Genomic DNA, 18,029 nt, shown 5'->3' with positions numbered 1-18,029 from the left:
GAATATAATTTTGGAAACAATTACAGCTCTTTACGCTATACTTTAGATTGTTTAGCGTTTAGAAAATGTACAGTTTATAATTATTAGCTAAATATGAATTGAAGCAAGCTTTTAGTAAAGTATTATATCCAATTATATGCATCAATAGGATAATTGCAATCGTTTATTCTAAAATTTTACACTCTACTCACCTATGGTTTTGCCAAAATATCAGGAGGTCAGTTTACCAATACATTATCTGAGTATTAACCTCTAATCATCTTTATGACAGACAACTAATACATAATTATCAATCAAATTATGTCTGTTAAAAATTTACTAAATGTTAAATTATACTCACCAAATATGTTTTTGTTTAACTATATTTATAAAAGTTGAAACAAAAATTAAAACAATGGATATATTACAAGAAGCAATGATTTTTGAAAATGCAAAAATGGGCCATATGTCAACAAGCGACAGAGTTGTAGCATCGAGAGAAGCTAAACGACTTGTATTAGCAATCAATGAGATATATAAAAAGACAAATGATACAGCCTTAATGGATGTGATGAAACGATTAACTTACAAGAAAAAAGGAATTGAGATTAGGTTAATGGGAAGACCAGATTATGTATTATAATATTAATAAAGAAAATGAATTTAATGTTCTTGGAACACTTTTGAAACCCTGTTGTGTCAATCCAGCCACAGGATATTTTAGAGATGGGTTTTGCAGAACAATTCAAGAGGATTCTGGTACACACGTAGTATGTGCCATTGTGACCAAAGATTTTCTGGACTATACGAAATCTCGTGGAAACAATCTTTCCACACCAATACCACACTGGCAATTTCCTGGTTTAAAAGTGGGCTCTAAGTGGTGTTTGTGCATCTCCAGATGGCTAGAAGCTGAGCATGCTGGAAAAGCACCCTTTGTAGATCTTGAGGCCACACACAAAAAAGCATTAGATTACACTACTTTAGGATTATTGCAAAAATATGAATTAGTAATTTAACTTAAGTAAATAGAAAAAACACGAATATAATATCAAAAAATAATCATACAATAATGAAAAAATTTATCTTGAAATGGTATCCAGTTATTCTAGCCTTTATATGTTTAATGTATTCGGTTGTACTAGGAATAATGGGAAGAACTGAAGAAGCACAATATTCTGCACATTGGCCTGGAACAATATTATTATTTGCATTAGTAATTAGACAAAGACGAACAACATGAATTTAGCATTCTTTTTTATTGGTGGTGTAATATTTGCAATTTATATAGCTTTCACAATATGGAATATTTTCTATTCTGCTAAAAAGTCAAAAGAGGAAAATTATCCAGACATCAAAAAGTGAGTTAAATTATAATGAACTATAGATAAGACTTTATTCTATTTTCATATATGTGTTATTTAATTGTTTACTAAAAATTAATCCAAAATATGAATTATTTAATTATTGCCTTTCAAGTTATTGTAGGTGTAAGTATTTTAAATGTATGGCTTATACAAAATAGAGCTGCTACAAGATGGCGTGGCGGAAATGCTAAAACTATTTTGGAAGAGTTTCAGGAGTATGGATTATCAAAGTCTATGTTTAATATAGTCGGTTTTTTTAAAGTAACATTGGCTATTTTATTAATCGCTGCCATTTGGTTTCCAATATTAAAACAACCAATAGCATTAGGATTATCAGCTTTTTTATTAGGGTCTATAGCTATGCATTTTAAAATAAAAGATCCGCTATTTAAATCTTTTCCAGCAAGTTTATTTTTAATATTATGTTTATTAATTGCCTTTGTTTGAAGCTTAAGACAAATTAAATTTATAATAAAAACTTACACATATAAAAAGATTGATTAGGCCAAATATTAGGGATGGTAATGATTCCAAAAGACTATCTTTTATTTTTAACCTCACTGCAAATCCTAAAAACATAAGAATCGCTAATCCTACTGAGGCAATGAATATCAAGAGAGGAAAAAACAAATAACCGAATATTAATCCCAAAGCGCCAAATAGTTGCAAATATCCTGTTAGTATTCTTTGCTTTTCTAAACCAAATCTAACAAACTCATCCTTCATTTTCTTTGATAATAAACAATTAGCACCATAGAATAAAAAGGCAACACTAGAAAAGAGTAATGCTATGTTTAAAATATTCATTTAAAAGCAAAGATAAACAAAAGTACTTTGTAATTATTATTCCATTTCACACAAATTTTAACCCACTGCTCTGCCCTTTACTTATGTTGTTTATATTTTATTAAATAGGTTGTTGTGAATAAAGCCATGTTTACATAGGGCAAATGCATTATGAGACAGATTAGTCAATCATAATTTACTAACGTATTTATTATTTTAAATTAATGAGTTAGTGATTGCTTTATTGTATAACTAATTATCTGAATTTATTTATTCTGTTTAGTTTTAAATGCTTTTGTTCGTTGTATTTGCTCATTGAGATTCCAATCAAAGTCAAATCTATTTTTTAGAAATTCTGCAATTGGTTCAAGCCCAATTTCGGCTCGTCTTTTGTCTATATTCTCAGGGTTAAAGTCTGGCCATACATTAAAGCTTTTTGTTTCTGGATAGTATTTCATTTGTCCTCCATAGATCTGTAGCTTACCCTTATCAGTAGCAATCCTGTCTTCAGCCCGCACCAAATATCTTGGCTCTAATTTTTTGTCTAACACAGCTTGCTTCATTAAAGGAATATAATGTTCTCTTGTTTCTTGATCTGCATGTTGTAGTACATTGCAAATGGTCCAATTTCCTCGTTCTCCACTCATTTTTTGGGTTGGCCAACCATAATTATCTAGTATATTCTTGACTTTTTTTCGTTAATGATGTGATTCTTTTCATAGATCAATTGCTGTTCTTTGTATTCGTTGGATTCTGCTCCGTAGATTCTCATTAATGAATCTCTTAGGTGTATCGGTGTTTGTTCAGTTTGCCAAATAGTGTCTAAAACTGCAATTAAATTTTTCTCTACAGGCAAATTCTCCTTTTGTGCAGCACTTTCTTTATTTTCTCTCTCTTGTGCACAAGCGGTAATTAGAGTTAAAAACAGAATAACGATTAATTGTGTTATTTTCATTATATCAGAATTGGCTTAATTAGTTGTCTTCAGGTGCATACATTTCAACAGCTTTTTTTATGACTTCCATTTGTGTTTGAATGGAGTTTCGTCTCCTATAGTCGCTCTTTGTCTTAAATGCTAAAACCACATCTATTTCAGGATAAACCGTTATATTTTGCCCTAAAGCGCCTTGTGCTGAGTAGGCGTTTTTAAACCTATAGTCTTCAGTATTTTCTATTAACCACCACATATAACCATAGCCAAGATCGAGTCCATCTTCTTTTAGAATAGGCGCGTTTTTCTGAGCTTCTTTATATGTTGTTCTTTGAGTAGTCATTTCTTCTATCCAATCTTCTGGTATTACTTGTTCTTCCTTCCATTTTCCATTTCTTAGCATTAACAATCCTATACGAGCCATATCTCTTGTAGAAAACCACATGTGGTATGCTGGAAATTTTGAGACATCTAGATTCCCATTTTTTAGTTGTAGAGATTTATCCCAATCTTGCATTTGCAGTGGGTTAACTAATTGTTGTTCTATATCATCATAGATATCTTGATTCGTTTCTTGTTCGAAAATATGACCAGCTAAATTAAAATCCCAGTTACTATATAGCCAATAATCACCTGGATTTACTGACCCTCTTTCGGGTGCTAGCCGTCTAAAATCACCTCCATTAGATCCAGGTAAAAAAACGCCTGATCGTGCATATATTATATCTTTAATAGTTGCAGTTTTTTCAATCTCGAGTATGGGTGAATGGTCTTCTATTTTCAATTCCTCGAGTGTTTTATCTAAATCAATCTGACCATTTTCCACATATTTACCGTAGAGCATTGCTAATACACTTTTTCTACAAGATGCTATGTAGCTATTTTCCTCTAGATCTCCATACTCTAGTACAATTTCCCCTTTATGAATAATAACCAATCCAGTAATATTAGTACTATCAATTATATATCGGTTAAAATTAGAACGCTCCCAATCTTCCCAGCCTGTTTCCGAAGGGTCTTGGTTAGTTGTCCAGTCTTTATCTGGATAAATTTGTGCCTCACCTGAACAGCTATATAAAAGGGATGAAATTGACGTAAGTAAGGTTAAAATCCTTGTCATTATTTTGAAATGTTTTGGAGGTTATATGAAATGACTATTCGTGACATATCTTTAATAACTACAGTTAACTTAAGCAAGTTTTTTTATAGTCATCTTATTACATTTATGATTGTACTTTCAATTATTTTGAAATTTTTTAAATTAGGCACATGTTTCGATTGTTTTAATAAAACCGCTTCCTTTAATGATGGAAATATTGACCGTGCTCTTTTAATCATTCTTCTACCAGGAAACATGATATCTTTTTGTACTGCGAAAATTGTAATTGGAGTTTCTATATTTTGAGCATTTCTTTTTGAGATTACAGGTAAAGGTGAAAAATCCATATTGCAATACTTAAAAGTATTACTCATAAATTGTAAAGCAAAATTATCATATTCAGTAAAAAGTACATTCATTACTTTTTTAATATAGTTTTGATTATTGGTTTTGATGAATTTTTTTAAAGGTAGAAACATCTTCATTAGCCCTAGGATTGGGTTACCGTTTACAATATAAACAGGTGCTATTAAGAAGACTTCCTTTATAGGTATTTCACTAAATTCGAGCGCCTTTAAACTAATTAATCCGCCAAAGGAAAACCCAACTAAAGTGACGTCCTTTAATCTTAATTTTATGACGACTTCCAACAACCACTCACCATAATCAAGAGATTTCATATCTAACCTTTGTTCTCCGCTCTTGTTAGGTTGAGCAAGTACATCAATGGCATAAACACAGTATTTAGATGATAAATCTGGGAATGATTCTAAAATTAATGGTGCACAACCTCCTGTACCATGAATAAGTAATAATGGTGGCTGTTTTGTTTCTCCAGTAATTATAATATTAGTAGCACCGAACTTTGTTTCTAATAGTTTTTCGTAATATTCTATATTGAGTTGGTTAAGCTTTTGATTATAAAGCTTTAATATCTTTTCCTTTCCTTCTTTTGATTTAAAAAACATACACTGTTCTATTTTTGATTGATGAATCCTTATTGATTTATGATAACGATGTTACCTACTTTACGGTCTGTTTCAAGATATGTATGAGCACTGATAATACTATCTAAATGATATGTTTTATCAATAATTGTTTTCATTTTTTTTTGTTTAAAGTTTTCAGTTAGTTCATTAAGCGAACTTTTTAATTCTTTTGTTTTTCTGAGACCAGTTGCAGAAAATTTCACTCTTTTTTGGTTAATAATTGAATACCACAAGACATTTAAGCTTAAAACAGGTGTCATAAATACTCCACAAGGTTTTAAAGCATTTTTGGACTTACTATAATTGGTTTTTCCCACCGAATCGTAAATAAAATCGTATATATTGGAGTTTTTTGTAAAGTCCTCCTTTTTATAGTCGATAACAAAATCGGCTCCTAAGGATTTGACCAAATCAATATTCTTAAAGCTACAAACACCCGTGATAGTAGCACCCATAAGTTTTGCAATTTGAACAGCAGCAGTTCCTAAACTCCCTGAAGCACCATTTACAAGTATGTGTTGTCCGTTTTGTAAGCGAGCAATATCCTTTAAAAAACTGTAAGAGGTTAGAAAACCATCACTAATAGGCGCAGCCTCTTGATGTGATATATTGTTAGGTTTAAGAGCAATTATTGAGTCTTCTGGAATACAAAGAAATTCTGCATTAGTACCATTACTAAATAGTTTTTCTCCAAAAATTTCATCTCCTATTTGGAATTCATTTACTTCTGAACCAGCCGAATCAATAACTCCTGAAAAACCGGTACCTAAGGACGTATTCTTTGGTTTGAAAAGACCAAGAAACAACCTGCCGAATTTGGGTTTTCCTGCTCGCATCATTGTATCTGCTCGAGTTACAGACGAGGCTTTAATTTGCACTAAAACTTCATTGGACTTTGGTGAAGGCTTCTCACTATCAACGATCTGAATTACTTCTGGTGAGCCATAGGATCTATAAATTGCTGTTTTCATAAGTGTCATTATTTATATCAAAGTTGAGAATAGTCTAGAGTTTAAAATTTCGAATTTGGAAATTAGAACCTATTATTGAATCTCTTCATCTAATAGGTTCTTATTCTATTTTCCAAATCTCATTTATTTAGTGTAATTACGTTTAGTCCTTCTGCGTGGACAGGTAATTGCTCTTTTGTTTTTACCTGAACAATTAAGTTCTAGAAATAAACAAGTTCATAGAATAAATTCCATATTGCTTTAGTTCTTTGTTCATTAATCACATTAAAGCTTATAACCAGCTAAATCCTAATCCTATATTAAAGATTACTGCATCTCTATGCGCATCTCCATCTAAAAACGCACGACCAAGAACTAATTTAGACTGAACATTAAGCGCAAAGTTTTTCTTTTTGTAAATCTCATAACCTGTACTTGCCATAACAGCGCAACCAAAGTTCCAATAATCATTTACATCGTCTTTAATGTCATAAAGTGCTGGCGAATCTATTGCTAATCCAATACCTCCATGAATCCACCATCGATCTTTTACCCAATATTGTACAGAAGGAATGAACCCACCAAAATGCCTGTCGTTATCCTGAAATTCATAGATATTTCCTGGTAAAGAAGCAGTAATGGCAAGTCTTTTATTTAACATGTAACCAAACTTTAAATCTGGAAAGACGAAGGTTCCTTGAGATTTATCAAAAGTTTGAATACCTGCACTATCTTCTAAACTGATAATACCTCCACCAGCTACAAATTCGAAGATGAAACCATCTCTGACTGTTGTTATTTCTGGATTTGTATTTTGTGCATTTGTTATACTAGATACTAATGCAAAGGCTACACAAGCCATTCTTAATAAAATTTGTTTTTTGATTGTTTTCATTTTAATTGATTTCATAATTGTTTGTTTTTTGATTGTTTAAATTGATGTTTACTATTCTATATTAAATGTTTATTATTTCTGTTTTTTATTTCTCTGAAAGTCCTTTTTGCCTTTCAAGCATTTCAAGGAATTTTGATTTTTCCACTTTTCCCACAGCATAATCAATTACATCTCCTTGAGGATTAATAAAAATTGTTGTTGGTGTCGCACCAATATTATATTGCTTTACGAGTTCTTGATTATTTATAATATCAATATCAATTTCTAGTGATACAATTTTAGAATCCATTGCTTTCTTAACCTCATTATCAGCAAAAACTTCACGCTTCATAATTCGACATGGTGAGCACCAATCAGCAGTAAAGAATATCATGATGTTTTTATCAGCTTTGATGGCAAGTTTTTGAGCAGATTCAAAATTATTAGTCCAAGTAATAGCATTTGAAGGCACATAAAAAGAGTACCATGCGAACCAAAGAGAAACGACAAGAAATGTTAGCCAGAAAAAACTCCAAAACGGATGTCTTTTCTTTTTTGGTTTATTTTGTTTCATGATGTTCATAGTTTTTAGATTGTTTAATTTTTATTTTGCAATACATCATAAGTGTTTTTTAGGCTTTCTAATGATTCAATTGCACTACTGTATGTTTCTCGATTTTGTGCAAGCGTAGTCATTCTCGTTAATACCATATTTTCAAAATAGATGTCTTTTTCGTAAGTCTCTGAAGAAATGCCCATATTCCTAAATTTTACGTTACGCATCAAAAAAATTTCATAATAGGCCTCAATGGTCTGTTGTTCTGAAGTTTCAAGTTTTTCTATTGGGTTAAAGGTTTCGTAGGTTTCAGAGATAGCATTACGTAAATTTAAATCGTCAAATAATTTTAAATCACCTGAAAATTTTAAATTTTCATAGGTTATCATAACTGGATAAAACTTTTTAGACATAATTAAATAGAATGATTTTGTCGATAATCTTTGGTTATCATAATCTTTATACAATAGAATTTTGAATACGGTATCTAACTCTTTGAGCATTTGAGCTGCCTCTTTATCTAGAAGGGTTAACTTTTTAAGGTTTCGATCTGCTTCATCATGTAGCTGAGTTATATATGAATTGCGCAGCTCTAATTTCTTTTCTGTATTTGAACGGTCATTAATCGCCAAGGCAATAAGGATTCCGACAATCACCAGAATTATTTCTCCAGTTGCATAAGCAAAATAGGCTCCAATTTTATTTTTGGTAATCATTCTTATTCTATTTTTTCTAAATAATTTTATCATGATTTAACGGTTTATCAAATTGAAAACAACGTGTTGCATTTTACTCTAAATACGCTTTAATTTTTTCTTCGTTACGCTTTTAAATTTCCATTTCAACCCAAATAAAGGTCTAAGGATTACAATTCTTTTTAAGATGAATTCATAAATAAGAAAACAGACTATAAACGTAAATGCTGTAATTCCGATAAACTTGAGCCTAGGATGAAGGTCTAAAGGTAAAATCAGTAATGCACCTACATATAACACAAACATGTGAATAATATAAACAGGATAAACAGCTGCACTCAAATAGCTTAATATGGCACTTGGTTTATTAAGGTAGCTATATCCTATTCCGAATAAACCCAATATCCAAGCATTAGATTCTAGGGTTGTGATATACATATTTGATATGGATTCATATCCTGTGAATCGAACAGCAAATAATACAGTCGCTAAACCGATATATAACCATTTCCACTTTGAAACGGTTTGCCAGAATGCTTTACCGCTATACACAAAAAGAAAACCAAAAAAGAACGCCAGAAAGCCTATAAAAAATCCATGCCAGGTTTGAGCGTAAAGTTCAAATAGTTGTGGTTTTACTAAACCTATTTCCAACATAAAAAAACCAGATATGATTAGTGGACCAAAAGCATAGCTCATCACTTTTGAAATGGCTTTCTTAAATTTCCCATTTTCATTATTCTTTAGATAGAAAAAAACAGGTGACAACAACACTACATAGACAAAAATATTTCCTAAAAACCATAGATGTCCCATGTGTGGAAAATAACTTAACGGCATGTTATAGTAGTTCTGAAAAACAAAAAAATGTAAAGGTGTGATAGCCAAAATTCCGAATACAAATGGTAATAGAATTCGTTTTGAGCGCTCTATTAATAAGTGCTTCCAATTTCTTTTTTTCATTGCAAAATATAAGCCCATTCCCGATACAAAAAAGAGTAAAGGTATGCGCCAAACATTTAGCATCGTCATTGGTTTCCAAAGGCCTACTAAAGCGTCATCACATCTTATAAAACCTATAAACATGGCCCAAGGTTGAAAAATAATAGCTATATGATAAATCAGTAATAAACCTATAGCAATGACTCTTAACCAATCAATATCGTATCTTCTTTCTTTTGTCATCTTATTATTTGTTTATTGTAGCATCATTGCTACAACAGGACGTGCTTTTTGTAATTCATTAAGGTCTAATGTAAAGCCCATTGGTTGTAATTGCTGAATTAGCATTTCATAGATAGGTTTCATTTGAGCAAAATCTACCATCGCTGTTTCTCTGGCTGTAGCTCCATAATGATTACGAACGGTTTTATCTGCTTTTGCATCAATTAGTAACTGTACAACTTCGATACGTCCAAAGAATGCTGCGGTGTGTAAAACTGTACCACCATCATTGTTTTTTACAGACAAATCTGCATTGGCATTGATAAGCGCTTTAGCGATTTCAGGTTTATTAAAAGTGGCTGCTGACATTAAAGGTGTAGATCCAGACATGGCTTCTTTTTGATTAATATCAGTCCCAGCTTCAATATGCTGCTTAACAGCACCCAAATTTCCGGTTAATACAGCACCATGAATATCTATACTTGGTTTGTTTACTGTTTTTGTTGCTTTGGTCGAATCATTTGAACTCGTTTCTTTGTTAGATTGTGCGCATGAACTCATTAATAAAAGTGTTAAGAATAACATCTGAATGGTTGTTCTGATTGATGTAATTTTAAGTGTTTTCATGATTTAATTTTTTAATGATTAATAACTTGATTTTTGTTTCTACAAAGATGCGATACTAAGCTAGTTGACTGATAATGCGCATAAAGCCTATTGCATCAAGTTTGATGAGGTGTTGAAAATTATGATGCAGAAGTATAAATTATGACGCAAGTCACGTTTTGTTGCCAAATAATTTCAAACTTAAAGAAGTAAAATATTTAAATATAAAGTTCTACATTTGATACAGTACGAAACCACATGTCTAACATCTCATATCAAGGAAAATTTATCAAGAAAGCTGAAGCGCTTATTTTAGAGCATATCTCTAATGAGCAATTTGGGGTTTCTGAGTTGGCTGACCTCATGAATATGAGTCGGTCTAACTTGTTGCGGAAGATTAAGAAACAAACACAAGGTAGTGCAAGTCAGTTTATTCGTGAAGTTCGGCTTAAAAAAGGAATGACCTTGTTAGAAGAAACAGAGCTTACTGTTTCTGAAATAGCTTATCAGGTTGGCTTTAGTAATAATTCCTATTTCATTAAATGTTTTAGAGACTATTATGGGTATTCACCAGGTGAAGCTAGAAAAAAAATAGATGAGCAAGTAGAATTTGAGCAAGTAGAACATTCCAATGCAGAAGCTATTGAAGTTAATGAAAAAGGGTTTTTGCAACAGTACCGAGTTCAAATCATATTGGGAATTGCCACATTCTTGGTCATAGCAGTTTTCTTGCTTTATCCAAAAGAAACACTAAAAGCTGATAAAGAAGCTATTTACCACAAGAAATCCATAGCTGTATTGCCGTTTAAGAATATGAGTAGCGATTCTAATAACTTGTATTTTGTGAATGGACTGATGGAGTCAACACTCAATAATCTGCAAAAGATAGAAGATCTCCGGGTGATAAGCAGAACATCTGTAGAAAAATATAGAGATACAGATAAGACCATATCAGAAATAGCAGAAGAACTTGATGTCAATTACGTGATTGAAGGAAGTGGACAACGGATTGACAATAATATTTTATTGAATATCCAATTAATTGACGTCTCTAGCGACACACCAATATGGGCAGAACAGTACAACCATAAAACGGAAGACATTTTTTCTGTTCAAATTAAAGTTGCAAAAAAAATTGCAGAAGCCATCGAAGCAACAGTAACACCAGCCGAACTACAACAAATTGATAAAAAACCAACAGAAAACGTATTGGCATATGATTATTACTTAAAAGGACTTGAACGTATACAGGAAGAGACTATAGAGGGCTTGGAAACTGCCATAGCCTTATTTGAAAAAGCTATTGAACAAGACACTCAATTTGCGCTAGCATATTCTGAGATAGCAATATCATATTATTTTTTGGACTTAAATCAAGCCGAAAAACGGTACACAGACATTATTAATATCAATGCTGATAAGGCATTGCTTTATGATTCTAAATCTGCTAAAAGTCTAATTGCAAAAGCACTTTACTACATCAATGTTAATGAGTTTCGATTAGCGATTCCTCATTTAGAAAAAGCCTTAGAATATAATCCAAATTCGTCTGCCGTTGTACAAATGCTTGCCGATTTATATTCGCGAGCAATTCCTAATACAGGTAAATATTTACAATACGCTTTAAGAGGTTTACAACTTGATATTGAAGCGAACGATTCAATAAGCAAAAGCTTTATGTATTTGGCCTTAAGTAATGCCTTTGTTCAAAATGGTTTTACAGATGAAGCACAGAAATATATAAATTTGTCTTTATATAATAATCCAGAGAATTACTATGCACCATTTTTAAACGTATTTATTCAATATGCACAACATCAAAATATAGAAATGGCAACAGATGCCTTAGTGAGAGAATGGAAAAAAGATACGACACGTCTAGATCTTCTGCAAGAGGTGGGCAAGTTTTATTACTTCCAAGAAAAATATGATAGTGCATTTTACTACTACGATAAATTTGTAAAAATTAAGGAGAGCAATGGCCTAAAGATGTATCAACAAGAAAATCTAAAAATCGGATTGGTATACGATAAAATGGGTTTAAAGGAGAAAGCTGAAGACTATTATAAAGCCTATGTCGAATATTGTAAAAATGACAAATCTATTTACCAGTCAATTAGTTTAGCCATGATGTATTTGCATAAGGGAAAACCCAATCTTGCTATGGAGCAATTTCAACTATTTGCAACCAAAAGTAATTATCAATATTGGGTTTTGTTGTTTATTGAAGAAGACCCATTAATGAACAATTTAAAAAATCATGCTGAATATGATGAAGTAATCCAAAAAATTAAAGATAAATTTTGGGAAAATCATGCGCAATTAGAAAAATCATTAAAAGATAAAAACCTATTATAGTTCATTTGACTTAAAATAAGTTTTTAAGGATTTTTTAATAGAAATAAGCAGTTATAACGTTAAATTTATGATATTATTGTCATTCCACACACATTTTCCTCCACTCCTCTGCCCTTTAATGTGATTTTTATTTTAATAAATCGATATTCATGAACTCAATAATTTAAATTTATTGTATCTCCCTACGTAAAACTTGTAATGGTGAGCTGTTAAGTACTGATCTAATATTACTTAAACCTATAGCAATAACTAAAAGCGTAATACATGGCAAAAACACTATAAATGGTATTACTGAGGGAATGAATGGCTCTTCAAATACAAAAATTGCTAAACACAAACTGCTTACTAGTGCTAGCATAATACCAATTAAGCTACCAAGTAAACCTAAAAACAGATACTCTAAGGCAGATATTTTCAATATTTGTGGGTTTCTGGCACCAAGTGTGCGCAGCAATACACTTTCTTTAATTCGTTGACGTTTACTGGTTCTTACAGAACCTATTAAAACAATGAGTCCTGTTAAAATACTAAAGAAGGCCATAAAATTAAGCACCCAAGATACTTTATCTAAGATTGATTCTACAATAGTATATACTTGCCTTAAGTCTATAATAGATACATTAGGAAAACGTGCTACTAATGTACGTTGCAAATCTGCTGAGATTTGTTCATTATCTGCTTTGGTGGTAAACACGCTAAATTGTGGTGCTTGTTCTAAAATACCTTTAGGAAAAACGATTGAAAAATTAAGTTGCATACGTCCCCAATCCACCTGTCTGATACTACCTACAGTGGTTTCAATTAATACGCCTTGTACATTGAATACGATTTCATCGCCAATACCTACTTTAGCATCAAATGCTAAATTATCTGAAATCGAAATAACTACTGGGTCATTGGGTTGTAAACTTGGTATCCACTCACCTTCTATGATGTCTTCAGAAGCAATAATTTGGTCTCTATAGGTGGTTCTAAATTCGTGATTCAGTATCCAACCTCTAACTTGTCTTGTCGTGTCTTGCCTTAGGTCATTAACCAATTGGTCTTTTATTTTATGCATACGCATGGTCACCAAAGGTATATTGTCTAAAACAGGAACGTTGCTCTGTATGAGTTGCTCTTCCATAGCATCTCGTTGATCGCTTTGCACATCTAGTATAATCATGTTAGCATTTTCAGCAGTCACACCGACTTCCGTTTTTGCTAATAAAATATCTTTTGTAAAATACAGGGTGCTAATAAGGAAAGTGCCTAAACCAATGGCTAATACTAAAACTATGGTTTGATTATTAGGTCGATAAAGATTTAATAAGCCTTGTCGTGTTGTAAACTTCCAAGATTTTGGAAAATAACGTTTGACCAGTTTCATGAATAATCTAGCTATAAGTGCCAAAATTATGAATGTTACTAGTGATCCACCAACAAACGCTACAGCATAAGTGGCATTCTGTATTAATAAGAAGGAAAATAAAAACAGGCAAACCAAAATGAAACCAAAAATAAGCGTTCTGACTCTTCGAGGTTGTTCTGACTCTTCGTTAATTCTTAATACCTTTAGAGGCGACACATACCAGGTATGTGACAATGGTAATAGTGCAAATAATACCGAAATAAACAAGCCAAGCAATAGCCCAATAATTATAGGTTTTGCTGTAATTGTCATTTCTAGTTCAAAAGGTAAAAACGTTTTAAGCAAATATGGAAATAGTCCCTGTAAAGCCACACCAATTGCAGATCCTATGATGCCACCAAGTAATCCTATACCAGCAATCTGGATTAAAAAAATAAGAAAACTTTGTGTACGACTTGCTCCTAAACACTTTAATACAGCAATAGCTTTTAGTTTTTCTTTTATATAAATATGTATAGAACTGGCTATTCCAATACAACCTAATAGTAAGGCTATAAAAGCAGCAAGATTTAAAAATTTACCAACATTATCATAACGTCTACCTAAACGTCGGCTTGTACTGGTATGTGTATCTAAATCCGCATTCTCAATATCGAGCATAGGGTCGATTATTTTTTCAAATGCATTTAAATCTAAAGTGTCTGAAACTTTATAAAAAAACTGATATTCTTTTCGGCTTCCAAACTGGAGAAGCTCAGTTACTTCAATAGATTTATACGGAATAACAACCGATGGAGCTACAGATGTTGAAATTGCTGTACTACCTGGAATAGATTTTAAAGCTCCACTAATTTGAAACGTTTTCTGGCCAATCTTAATGGAGTCACCAGGTGTAATGTCATATTGAAGCATTAAAGTAGCATCTACAAGAGCTTCGTTTTTATTTTGATAAGTATTAGAACCACCAACAGGTTCAGTTCGCATTTCACCATAAAACGGAAAGCTTCCCTGAATTCCACGGATTCTCACCAATTTTGTTCCTGAGTTTTTTGGAAACGCAATCATGGATAAAAACGTTACTTCCTTGGCATTTGGCTTTAATGAATCTATAATTTCTTGCGCACGTTCCGTAGGCTCCTGCCGTGTATCTATAATGAAATCGGCACCCATTAATTTTTTTGATTGCCGTTTTATATTATCGCTTAGGTTTTCGCTAAATAGCTGGATAGCAACCACAGCGGAAATCCCCAATATTATAGACGACATAAATAAGAATAACCTTATCCTACTAGACTTAGCGTCTCTCCATGCCATTTTAAACAACCAAGATATTCTTGGCTTTAGCTTATGTTGTTTATCTTTCAAATTGCTGATGTAGCTTGGTTAGTTAATATTTGGCCACCTTTGAGTCGTAATATCTGTTGTGTGCGATTGGCTAAATCTAAATCATGTGAAATAATAACCAATGTTGTACCAGCTTCTTTGTTTAAATCGAATAATAATTGGATCACTTTTTCTCCTGTTCCTTCATCTAAATTACCTGTCGGTTCATCTGCAAATAAAATTGATGGCGTGTTAGAAAATGCTCTTGCTAAAGCCACGCGCTGTTGTTCACCTCCAGAAAGTTGAGATGGATAATGATGACAACGGTCTTCTAAACCTACTTTTTTTAATAATTCTAAACTCTTTGTTTTTGCATCAGTATCTCCTTGTAATTCTAAAGGTACACTCACATTTTCTAAAGCAGTTAGTGTAGGTAATAATTGAAAATTCTGAAATATAAAACCAACTTCTTTATTTCGTAATTGAGCTCGCTCGTCCTCATTTAAGGTTTTTAGATTGTGACCACATAATTCTACACTTCCAGAATTAGGTTCATCTAAACCTGCACACAAGCCAAGTAAGGTTGTTTTTCCACTACCAGATGGGCCAACAATAGAAAACGTCTGCCCTTTCTCCACATTGAATGTAATATTTTTTAAAACCGTTAGTTGTTTTTGCCCACTTTTATAGGTCTTCTCTAAACCGTTTATCTTTAATATCTTTGTCATATACTTATCAGCATTATTTCATCTTATGTTCGCGTCTCAAAATACACATTTGTCCTTTAATACACCAATCACAATTCCTGAGAAACTCTTAAAGTTTTGTTATTTTCTTATCACTTTTTTTCTGCTAAGTTGTGGAAACGAACAACGTGCTAAAATTGATAATACAGAACAAGTTACTGAAGAGTCTAAAGTTATCGAAAACACAACAAATTCAACTACTAAAATAATACTGTGTTTTGGTGATAGTATCACTGCTGGTTATGGCTTAGATGATACTAATGATGCCTATCCTGCTTTAATCCAGAAAAAAATTGATTCTTTAAATTTGGATTATACAGTGGTAAACTCTGGCTTAAGTGGTGAAACGTCTGCTGGTGGAAAAAGCCGTATTGATTGGATCTTAAATCAGGACATTGACATATTTTTATTAGAACTTGGTGGCAATGATGGCTTGCGTGGTTTACCACTTACAGCAACACGTGCCAACTTGCAAGCGATTATTGATTCGGTAAAAACAAAAAGACCAGACACGACTATCATTTTAGCTGGTATGGAACTTCCTCCCAATATGGGACAGGATTACACGAGTGAATTCAGAAATATCTTTGCTGAGTTAGCCAAGGAAAACAATACGGAGTTTATCCCATTTATCTTAAAAGATGTTGGTGGCCAGCCAGAACTTAATCAATCTGATGGCATACACCCAACTGAAGAAGGTCATGTTATTGTAGCTAATACAGTTTGGGAAAGATTAAATCCTTTGCTTAATAAGTAATACCACTTGTAAAGCCATAACTATTCCAAAAAACTTAATCAACGCTTTAAAGTAAGATGTCCTAATTCTCTTTTACCGGAATATAATATGATTAGGTACCAGTAGTCATTAACTGGCAATAATTGGTTATTAAAATAGCCATCCCAAAAAAATGGAGGCCCTTTTAATTCTTTGAGTAATTTACCATAACGATTAAATATAAAGACCTATTTAACAAGGTGTTCATTATCGTTTATTATTTAAATCATTTTTTAGAACCAAAATATTTTTAGTCAGTCTTGTATTATTTATGAGTATTGGTGTTATTAGCATTTTAATAGGTAAGCAATATTTGGTTAAACAGGAAAAAACTATAGTTGCTGCTCAATAATTTCAAGACGAAAGTATAAAGCGTAATGTAGAATACCACAATGATGATTTAGGCTTGCTTTTTTATTACTTACGTTTTACATTGATAAAAAAGCCTTCAAACATTAGTGCTATTTCAATTGGTCAGAGTGATGTTAACCCACTTTTACAAACTGTGACTATTCGCGGTTTAGAAGGACAGAAATATGATACAGATTTTGAAAACCCATCTTTATTAATGTCTGGCAATCTAGATTTAGGATTTGTTATTATCTACCTATTTCCATTGATATTGATAGCCATGACTTTCAACTTATATTCTGAAGAAAAAGAGTCAGGCACTTGGAGAATATTGGCAGCACAAACCTCAAGTAAAGTAAGCTTTTTGTTTAAAAAACTAATCGTTAGAATAGGCTTTGTCTTTGTAATTTTAATTGTCTTATTATTTTTAGCAAGCGCTATTTTACAACTGCAAATGGATCAGAATTTCTGGACTATTTTTATACAAAGTATTTTGTATTTAATGTTTTGGAGTGCTTTATGCTTTTGGATGATTTCTTTATTAAAAAGTTCTAGTTTTAATGTACTAGCGTTGATATCGGTTTAGGTTATACTTACCATTTTAATTCCAGCTTTAGTAAATAATTATGTTATTAACGCTTATCAAGTCCCTGAAGCCTTAGATGCTATGGTAGAACAACGAGATGGATACCGCGAAAAATGGGACTTAGAAAAGGATGTAATAATGACTGGTTTTTAGGAAGAATATCCTCAGTAAAAAAATTACGAAGTACCTGAAGATAGATTTAGTTGGATATGGTATTATGGCATGCAACACAATGGAGATTTAGCAGCGAAAGAAACCAGTTCTGAGATGAAAGAAAAAATTATGATGCGAAATACGGTAAGCAAAAATGTTGCGCTTTTTGTACCAACAATGCACTCACAATTAAGTTTCAATAATTTAGCAGGTACTGACATGCTAAATCATCTGGATTTCTTAGACGCTCTCACAGAATTTCATGAGAATTTACGCTTAGGTTTTTACACTAAAATATTTGATAACGATACGGCAGAAGCGGTAGATTGGACATATCACGAGGCTAAGTTCTATACTTCAAAACGTAATTTTTTAGTTGGCTTTATTTAA

22 protein-coding genes and 1 pseudogene are annotated in these 18,029 nt (G+C 32.2%); 9 read left to right on the top strand and 14 right to left on the bottom strand.

Annotated elements, in window-relative coordinates; genetic code table 11:
* The first annotated feature begins 394 nt into the window (after window positions 1-394).
* The 5 genes from WPG_RS15160 (at window position 395) to WPG_RS15150 (ending at window position 1,793) form a co-directional block, all read left to right on the top strand.
* Window positions 395-622, top strand: a complete 228-nt coding sequence (locus WPG_RS15160) for a hypothetical protein (RefSeq protein ID WP_045475665.1) — start codon at window positions 395-397, stop codon at window positions 620-622.
* Entirely contained in the window at window positions 612-998 is a 387-nt protein-coding gene (locus WPG_RS15155; protein WP_045474207.1) for a DUF2237 family protein, read from the top strand. The genes WPG_RS15160 and WPG_RS15155 overlap by 11 nt, the downstream gene beginning before the upstream one ends.
* Window positions 999-1,051: 53 nt before the next feature.
* Window positions 1,052-1,222 carry a hypothetical protein gene (locus tag WPG_RS18265; protein WP_171817194.1) on the top strand — a complete coding sequence of 57 codons (171 nt, stop codon included), beginning with the start codon at window positions 1,052-1,054 and terminating at the stop codon, window positions 1,220-1,222.
* On the top strand, window positions 1,219-1,344 hold the full coding sequence (locus WPG_RS18790; protein ID WP_262507854.1) for a hypothetical protein: 126 nt from the start codon (window positions 1,219-1,221) through the stop codon (window positions 1,342-1,344). Before WPG_RS18265 ends, WPG_RS18790 begins: the two co-directional genes overlap by 4 nt.
* An 86-nt stretch (window positions 1,345-1,430) precedes the next feature.
* On the top strand, window positions 1,431-1,793 hold the full coding sequence (locus tag WPG_RS15150; RefSeq protein ID WP_045474204.1) for a DoxX family protein: 363 nt from the start codon (window positions 1,431-1,433) through the stop codon (window positions 1,791-1,793).
* Window positions 1,794-1,796: 3 nt separating this feature from the next.
* Here WPG_RS15150 and WPG_RS15145 read toward each other — a convergent pair whose 3' ends face one another.
* From WPG_RS15145 to WPG_RS15100, 11 genes are all read right to left on the bottom strand, one after another.
* Window positions 1,797-2,153: a DoxX family protein gene (locus WPG_RS15145; protein WP_045474202.1), complete on the bottom strand. Its 357-nt coding sequence runs from the start codon at window positions 2,151-2,153 to the stop codon at window positions 1,797-1,799.
* A gap of 245 nt (window positions 2,154-2,398) precedes the next feature.
* On the bottom strand, window positions 2,399-2,779 hold the full coding sequence (locus WPG_RS18700) for a DUF6624 domain-containing protein (RefSeq protein WP_231850206.1): 381 nt from the start codon (window positions 2,777-2,779) through the stop codon (window positions 2,399-2,401).
* A gap of 26 nt (window positions 2,780-2,805) precedes the next feature.
* Window positions 2,806-3,087, bottom strand: a complete 282-nt coding sequence (locus tag WPG_RS18695) for a hypothetical protein (RefSeq protein ID WP_231850205.1) — start codon at window positions 3,085-3,087, stop codon at window positions 2,806-2,808.
* Between the two features lie 19 nt (window positions 3,088-3,106).
* Window positions 3,107-4,183 carry a serine hydrolase domain-containing protein gene (locus WPG_RS15135; protein WP_052471298.1) on the bottom strand — a complete coding sequence of 359 codons (1,077 nt, stop codon included), beginning with the start codon at window positions 4,181-4,183 and terminating at the stop codon, window positions 3,107-3,109.
* A gap of 89 nt (window positions 4,184-4,272) precedes the next feature.
* Window positions 4,273-5,130 carry an alpha/beta hydrolase gene (locus WPG_RS15130; protein WP_045474200.1) on the bottom strand — a complete coding sequence of 286 codons (858 nt, stop codon included), beginning with the start codon at window positions 5,128-5,130 and terminating at the stop codon, window positions 4,273-4,275.
* Between the two features lie 29 nt (window positions 5,131-5,159).
* Complete coding sequence (locus tag WPG_RS15125) at window positions 5,160-6,122, bottom strand: NAD(P)-dependent alcohol dehydrogenase (protein WP_045475658.1); 963 nt, start codon at window positions 6,120-6,122, stop codon at window positions 5,160-5,162.
* A gap of 271 nt (window positions 6,123-6,393) precedes the next feature.
* Window positions 6,394-7,011 carry a hypothetical protein gene (locus WPG_RS15120; RefSeq protein WP_231850204.1) on the bottom strand — a complete coding sequence of 206 codons (618 nt, stop codon included), beginning with the start codon at window positions 7,009-7,011 and terminating at the stop codon, window positions 6,394-6,396.
* A gap of 70 nt (window positions 7,012-7,081) precedes the next feature.
* Window positions 7,082-7,549 carry a thioredoxin family protein gene (locus tag WPG_RS15115; protein ID WP_231850203.1) on the bottom strand — a complete coding sequence of 156 codons (468 nt, stop codon included), beginning with the start codon at window positions 7,547-7,549 and terminating at the stop codon, window positions 7,082-7,084.
* 23 nt (window positions 7,550-7,572) lie between these two features.
* Window positions 7,573-8,280, bottom strand: a complete 708-nt coding sequence (locus WPG_RS15110) for a hypothetical protein (RefSeq protein WP_045474196.1) — start codon at window positions 8,278-8,280, stop codon at window positions 7,573-7,575.
* A 45-nt stretch (window positions 8,281-8,325) separates the two neighbouring features.
* A complete protein-coding gene (locus WPG_RS15105) occupies window positions 8,326-9,411 on the bottom strand; it encodes an acyltransferase family protein (protein ID WP_045474194.1) in 1,086 nt (361 codons plus the stop codon).
* Between the two features lie 12 nt (window positions 9,412-9,423).
* Window positions 9,424-10,017 (bottom strand): ankyrin repeat domain-containing protein, encoded by a 594-nt coding sequence (locus WPG_RS15100; protein WP_045474192.1) that lies wholly within the window; start codon window positions 10,015-10,017, stop codon window positions 9,424-9,426.
* Window positions 10,018-10,254: 237 nt separating this feature from the next.
* Here WPG_RS15100 and WPG_RS15095 point away from each other — a divergent pair, with 237 nt between their 5' ends.
* Entirely contained in the window at window positions 10,255-12,354 is a 2,100-nt protein-coding gene (locus WPG_RS15095; protein ID WP_045474190.1) for a helix-turn-helix domain-containing protein, read from the top strand.
* Window positions 12,355-12,523: 169 nt separating this feature from the next.
* Here the strand turns inward: WPG_RS15095 and WPG_RS15090 are convergent, their stop codons facing one another.
* Window positions 12,524-15,019, bottom strand: a complete 2,496-nt coding sequence (locus WPG_RS15090; RefSeq protein WP_045475652.1) for an ABC transporter permease — start codon at window positions 15,017-15,019, stop codon at window positions 12,524-12,526.
* A 47-nt stretch (window positions 15,020-15,066) separates the two neighbouring features.
* A complete protein-coding gene (locus tag WPG_RS15085; protein ID WP_045474188.1) occupies window positions 15,067-15,756 on the bottom strand; it encodes an ABC transporter ATP-binding protein in 690 nt (229 codons plus the stop codon).
* A gap of 25 nt (window positions 15,757-15,781) precedes the next feature.
* Between WPG_RS15085 and WPG_RS15080 the strand changes: the two genes are divergently transcribed.
* Complete coding sequence (locus tag WPG_RS15080) at window positions 15,782-16,531, top strand: arylesterase (protein WP_045474186.1); 750 nt, start codon at window positions 15,782-15,784, stop codon at window positions 16,529-16,531.
* Between the two features lie 38 nt (window positions 16,532-16,569).
* Here the strand turns inward: WPG_RS15080 and WPG_RS19025 are convergent, their stop codons facing one another.
* A complete protein-coding gene (locus WPG_RS19025; protein ID WP_084221604.1) occupies window positions 16,570-16,731 on the bottom strand; it encodes a T9SS type B sorting domain-containing protein in 162 nt (53 codons plus the stop codon).
* A gap of 251 nt (window positions 16,732-16,982) precedes the next feature.
* Here WPG_RS19025 and WPG_RS17960 point away from each other — a divergent pair, with 251 nt between their 5' ends.
* Together WPG_RS17960 and WPG_RS17955 are read left to right on the top strand one after the other, a co-directional pair.
* Window positions 16,983-17,486: an ABC transporter permease subunit gene (locus WPG_RS17960; protein WP_084221603.1), complete on the top strand. Its 504-nt coding sequence runs from the start codon at window positions 16,983-16,985 to the stop codon at window positions 17,484-17,486.
* A 201-nt stretch (window positions 17,487-17,687) separates the two neighbouring features.
* Window positions 17,688-18,029 (top strand): annotated as a pseudogene (locus WPG_RS17955) (DUF3526 domain-containing protein); the annotation flags it as partial.

This window comes from Winogradskyella sp. PG-2 (assembly GCF_000828715.1).
Classification (GTDB): domain Bacteria; phylum Bacteroidota; class Bacteroidia; order Flavobacteriales; family Flavobacteriaceae; genus Winogradskyella.
Note: the sequence above shows the minus strand (reverse complement) of the source record. Positions and strands in the feature narration are given on the sequence as shown.

What these genes read in the sequence shown, in the direction of transcription:
- WPG_RS15080 (WP_045474186.1), top strand. Translation starts at nt 15,782, where the DNA reads ATGTTCGCGTCTCAAAATACACATTTGTCCTTTAATACACCAATCACA.
- WPG_RS15145 (WP_045474202.1), bottom strand. Translation starts at nt 2,153, where the DNA reads ATGAATATTTTAAACATAGCATTACTCTTTTCTAGTGTTGCCTTTTTA.
- WPG_RS18695 (WP_231850205.1), bottom strand. Translation starts at nt 3,087, where the DNA reads ATGAAAATAACACAATTAATCGTTATTCTGTTTTTAACTCTAATTACC.
- WPG_RS15130 (WP_045474200.1), bottom strand. Translation starts at nt 5,130, where the DNA reads ATGTTTTTTAAATCAAAAGAAGGAAAGGAAAAGATATTAAAGCTTTAT.
- WPG_RS15160 (WP_045475665.1), top strand. Translation starts at nt 395, where the DNA reads ATGGATATATTACAAGAAGCAATGATTTTTGAAAATGCAAAAATGGGC.
- WPG_RS15135 (WP_052471298.1), bottom strand. Translation starts at nt 4,183, where the DNA reads ATGACAAGGATTTTAACCTTACTTACGTCAATTTCATCCCTTTTATAT.
- WPG_RS15105 (WP_045474194.1), bottom strand. Translation starts at nt 9,411, where the DNA reads ATGACAAAAGAAAGAAGATACGATATTGATTGGTTAAGAGTCATTGCT.
- WPG_RS18790 (WP_262507854.1), top strand. Translation starts at nt 1,219, where the DNA reads ATGAATTTAGCATTCTTTTTTATTGGTGGTGTAATATTTGCAATTTAT.
- WPG_RS15150 (WP_045474204.1), top strand. Translation starts at nt 1,431, where the DNA reads ATGAATTATTTAATTATTGCCTTTCAAGTTATTGTAGGTGTAAGTATT.
- WPG_RS18700 (WP_231850206.1), bottom strand. Translation starts at nt 2,779, where the DNA reads ATGAGTGGAGAACGAGGAAATTGGACCATTTGCAATGTACTACAACAT.
- WPG_RS15110 (WP_045474196.1), bottom strand. Translation starts at nt 8,280, where the DNA reads ATGATAAAATTATTTAGAAAAAATAGAATAAGAATGATTACCAAAAAT.
- WPG_RS15085 (WP_045474188.1), bottom strand. Translation starts at nt 15,756, where the DNA reads ATGACAAAGATATTAAAGATAAACGGTTTAGAGAAGACCTATAAAAGT.
- WPG_RS15090 (WP_045475652.1), bottom strand. Translation starts at nt 15,019, where the DNA reads ATGGCATGGAGAGACGCTAAGTCTAGTAGGATAAGGTTATTCTTATTT.
- WPG_RS15115 (WP_231850203.1), bottom strand. Translation starts at nt 7,549, where the DNA reads ATGAAACAAAATAAACCAAAAAAGAAAAGACATCCGTTTTGGAGTTTT.
- WPG_RS15120 (WP_231850204.1), bottom strand. Translation starts at nt 7,011, where the DNA reads ATGAAATCAATTAAAATGAAAACAATCAAAAAACAAATTTTATTAAGA.
- WPG_RS15095 (WP_045474190.1), top strand. Translation starts at nt 10,255, where the DNA reads ATGTCTAACATCTCATATCAAGGAAAATTTATCAAGAAAGCTGAAGCG.
- WPG_RS15125 (WP_045475658.1), bottom strand. Translation starts at nt 6,122, where the DNA reads ATGAAAACAGCAATTTATAGATCCTATGGCTCACCAGAAGTAATTCAG.
- WPG_RS15155 (WP_045474207.1), top strand. Translation starts at nt 612, where the DNA reads ATGTATTATAATATTAATAAAGAAAATGAATTTAATGTTCTTGGAACA.
- WPG_RS18265 (WP_171817194.1), top strand. Translation starts at nt 1,052, where the DNA reads ATGAAAAAATTTATCTTGAAATGGTATCCAGTTATTCTAGCCTTTATA.
- WPG_RS15100 (WP_045474192.1), bottom strand. Translation starts at nt 10,017, where the DNA reads ATGAAAACACTTAAAATTACATCAATCAGAACAACCATTCAGATGTTA.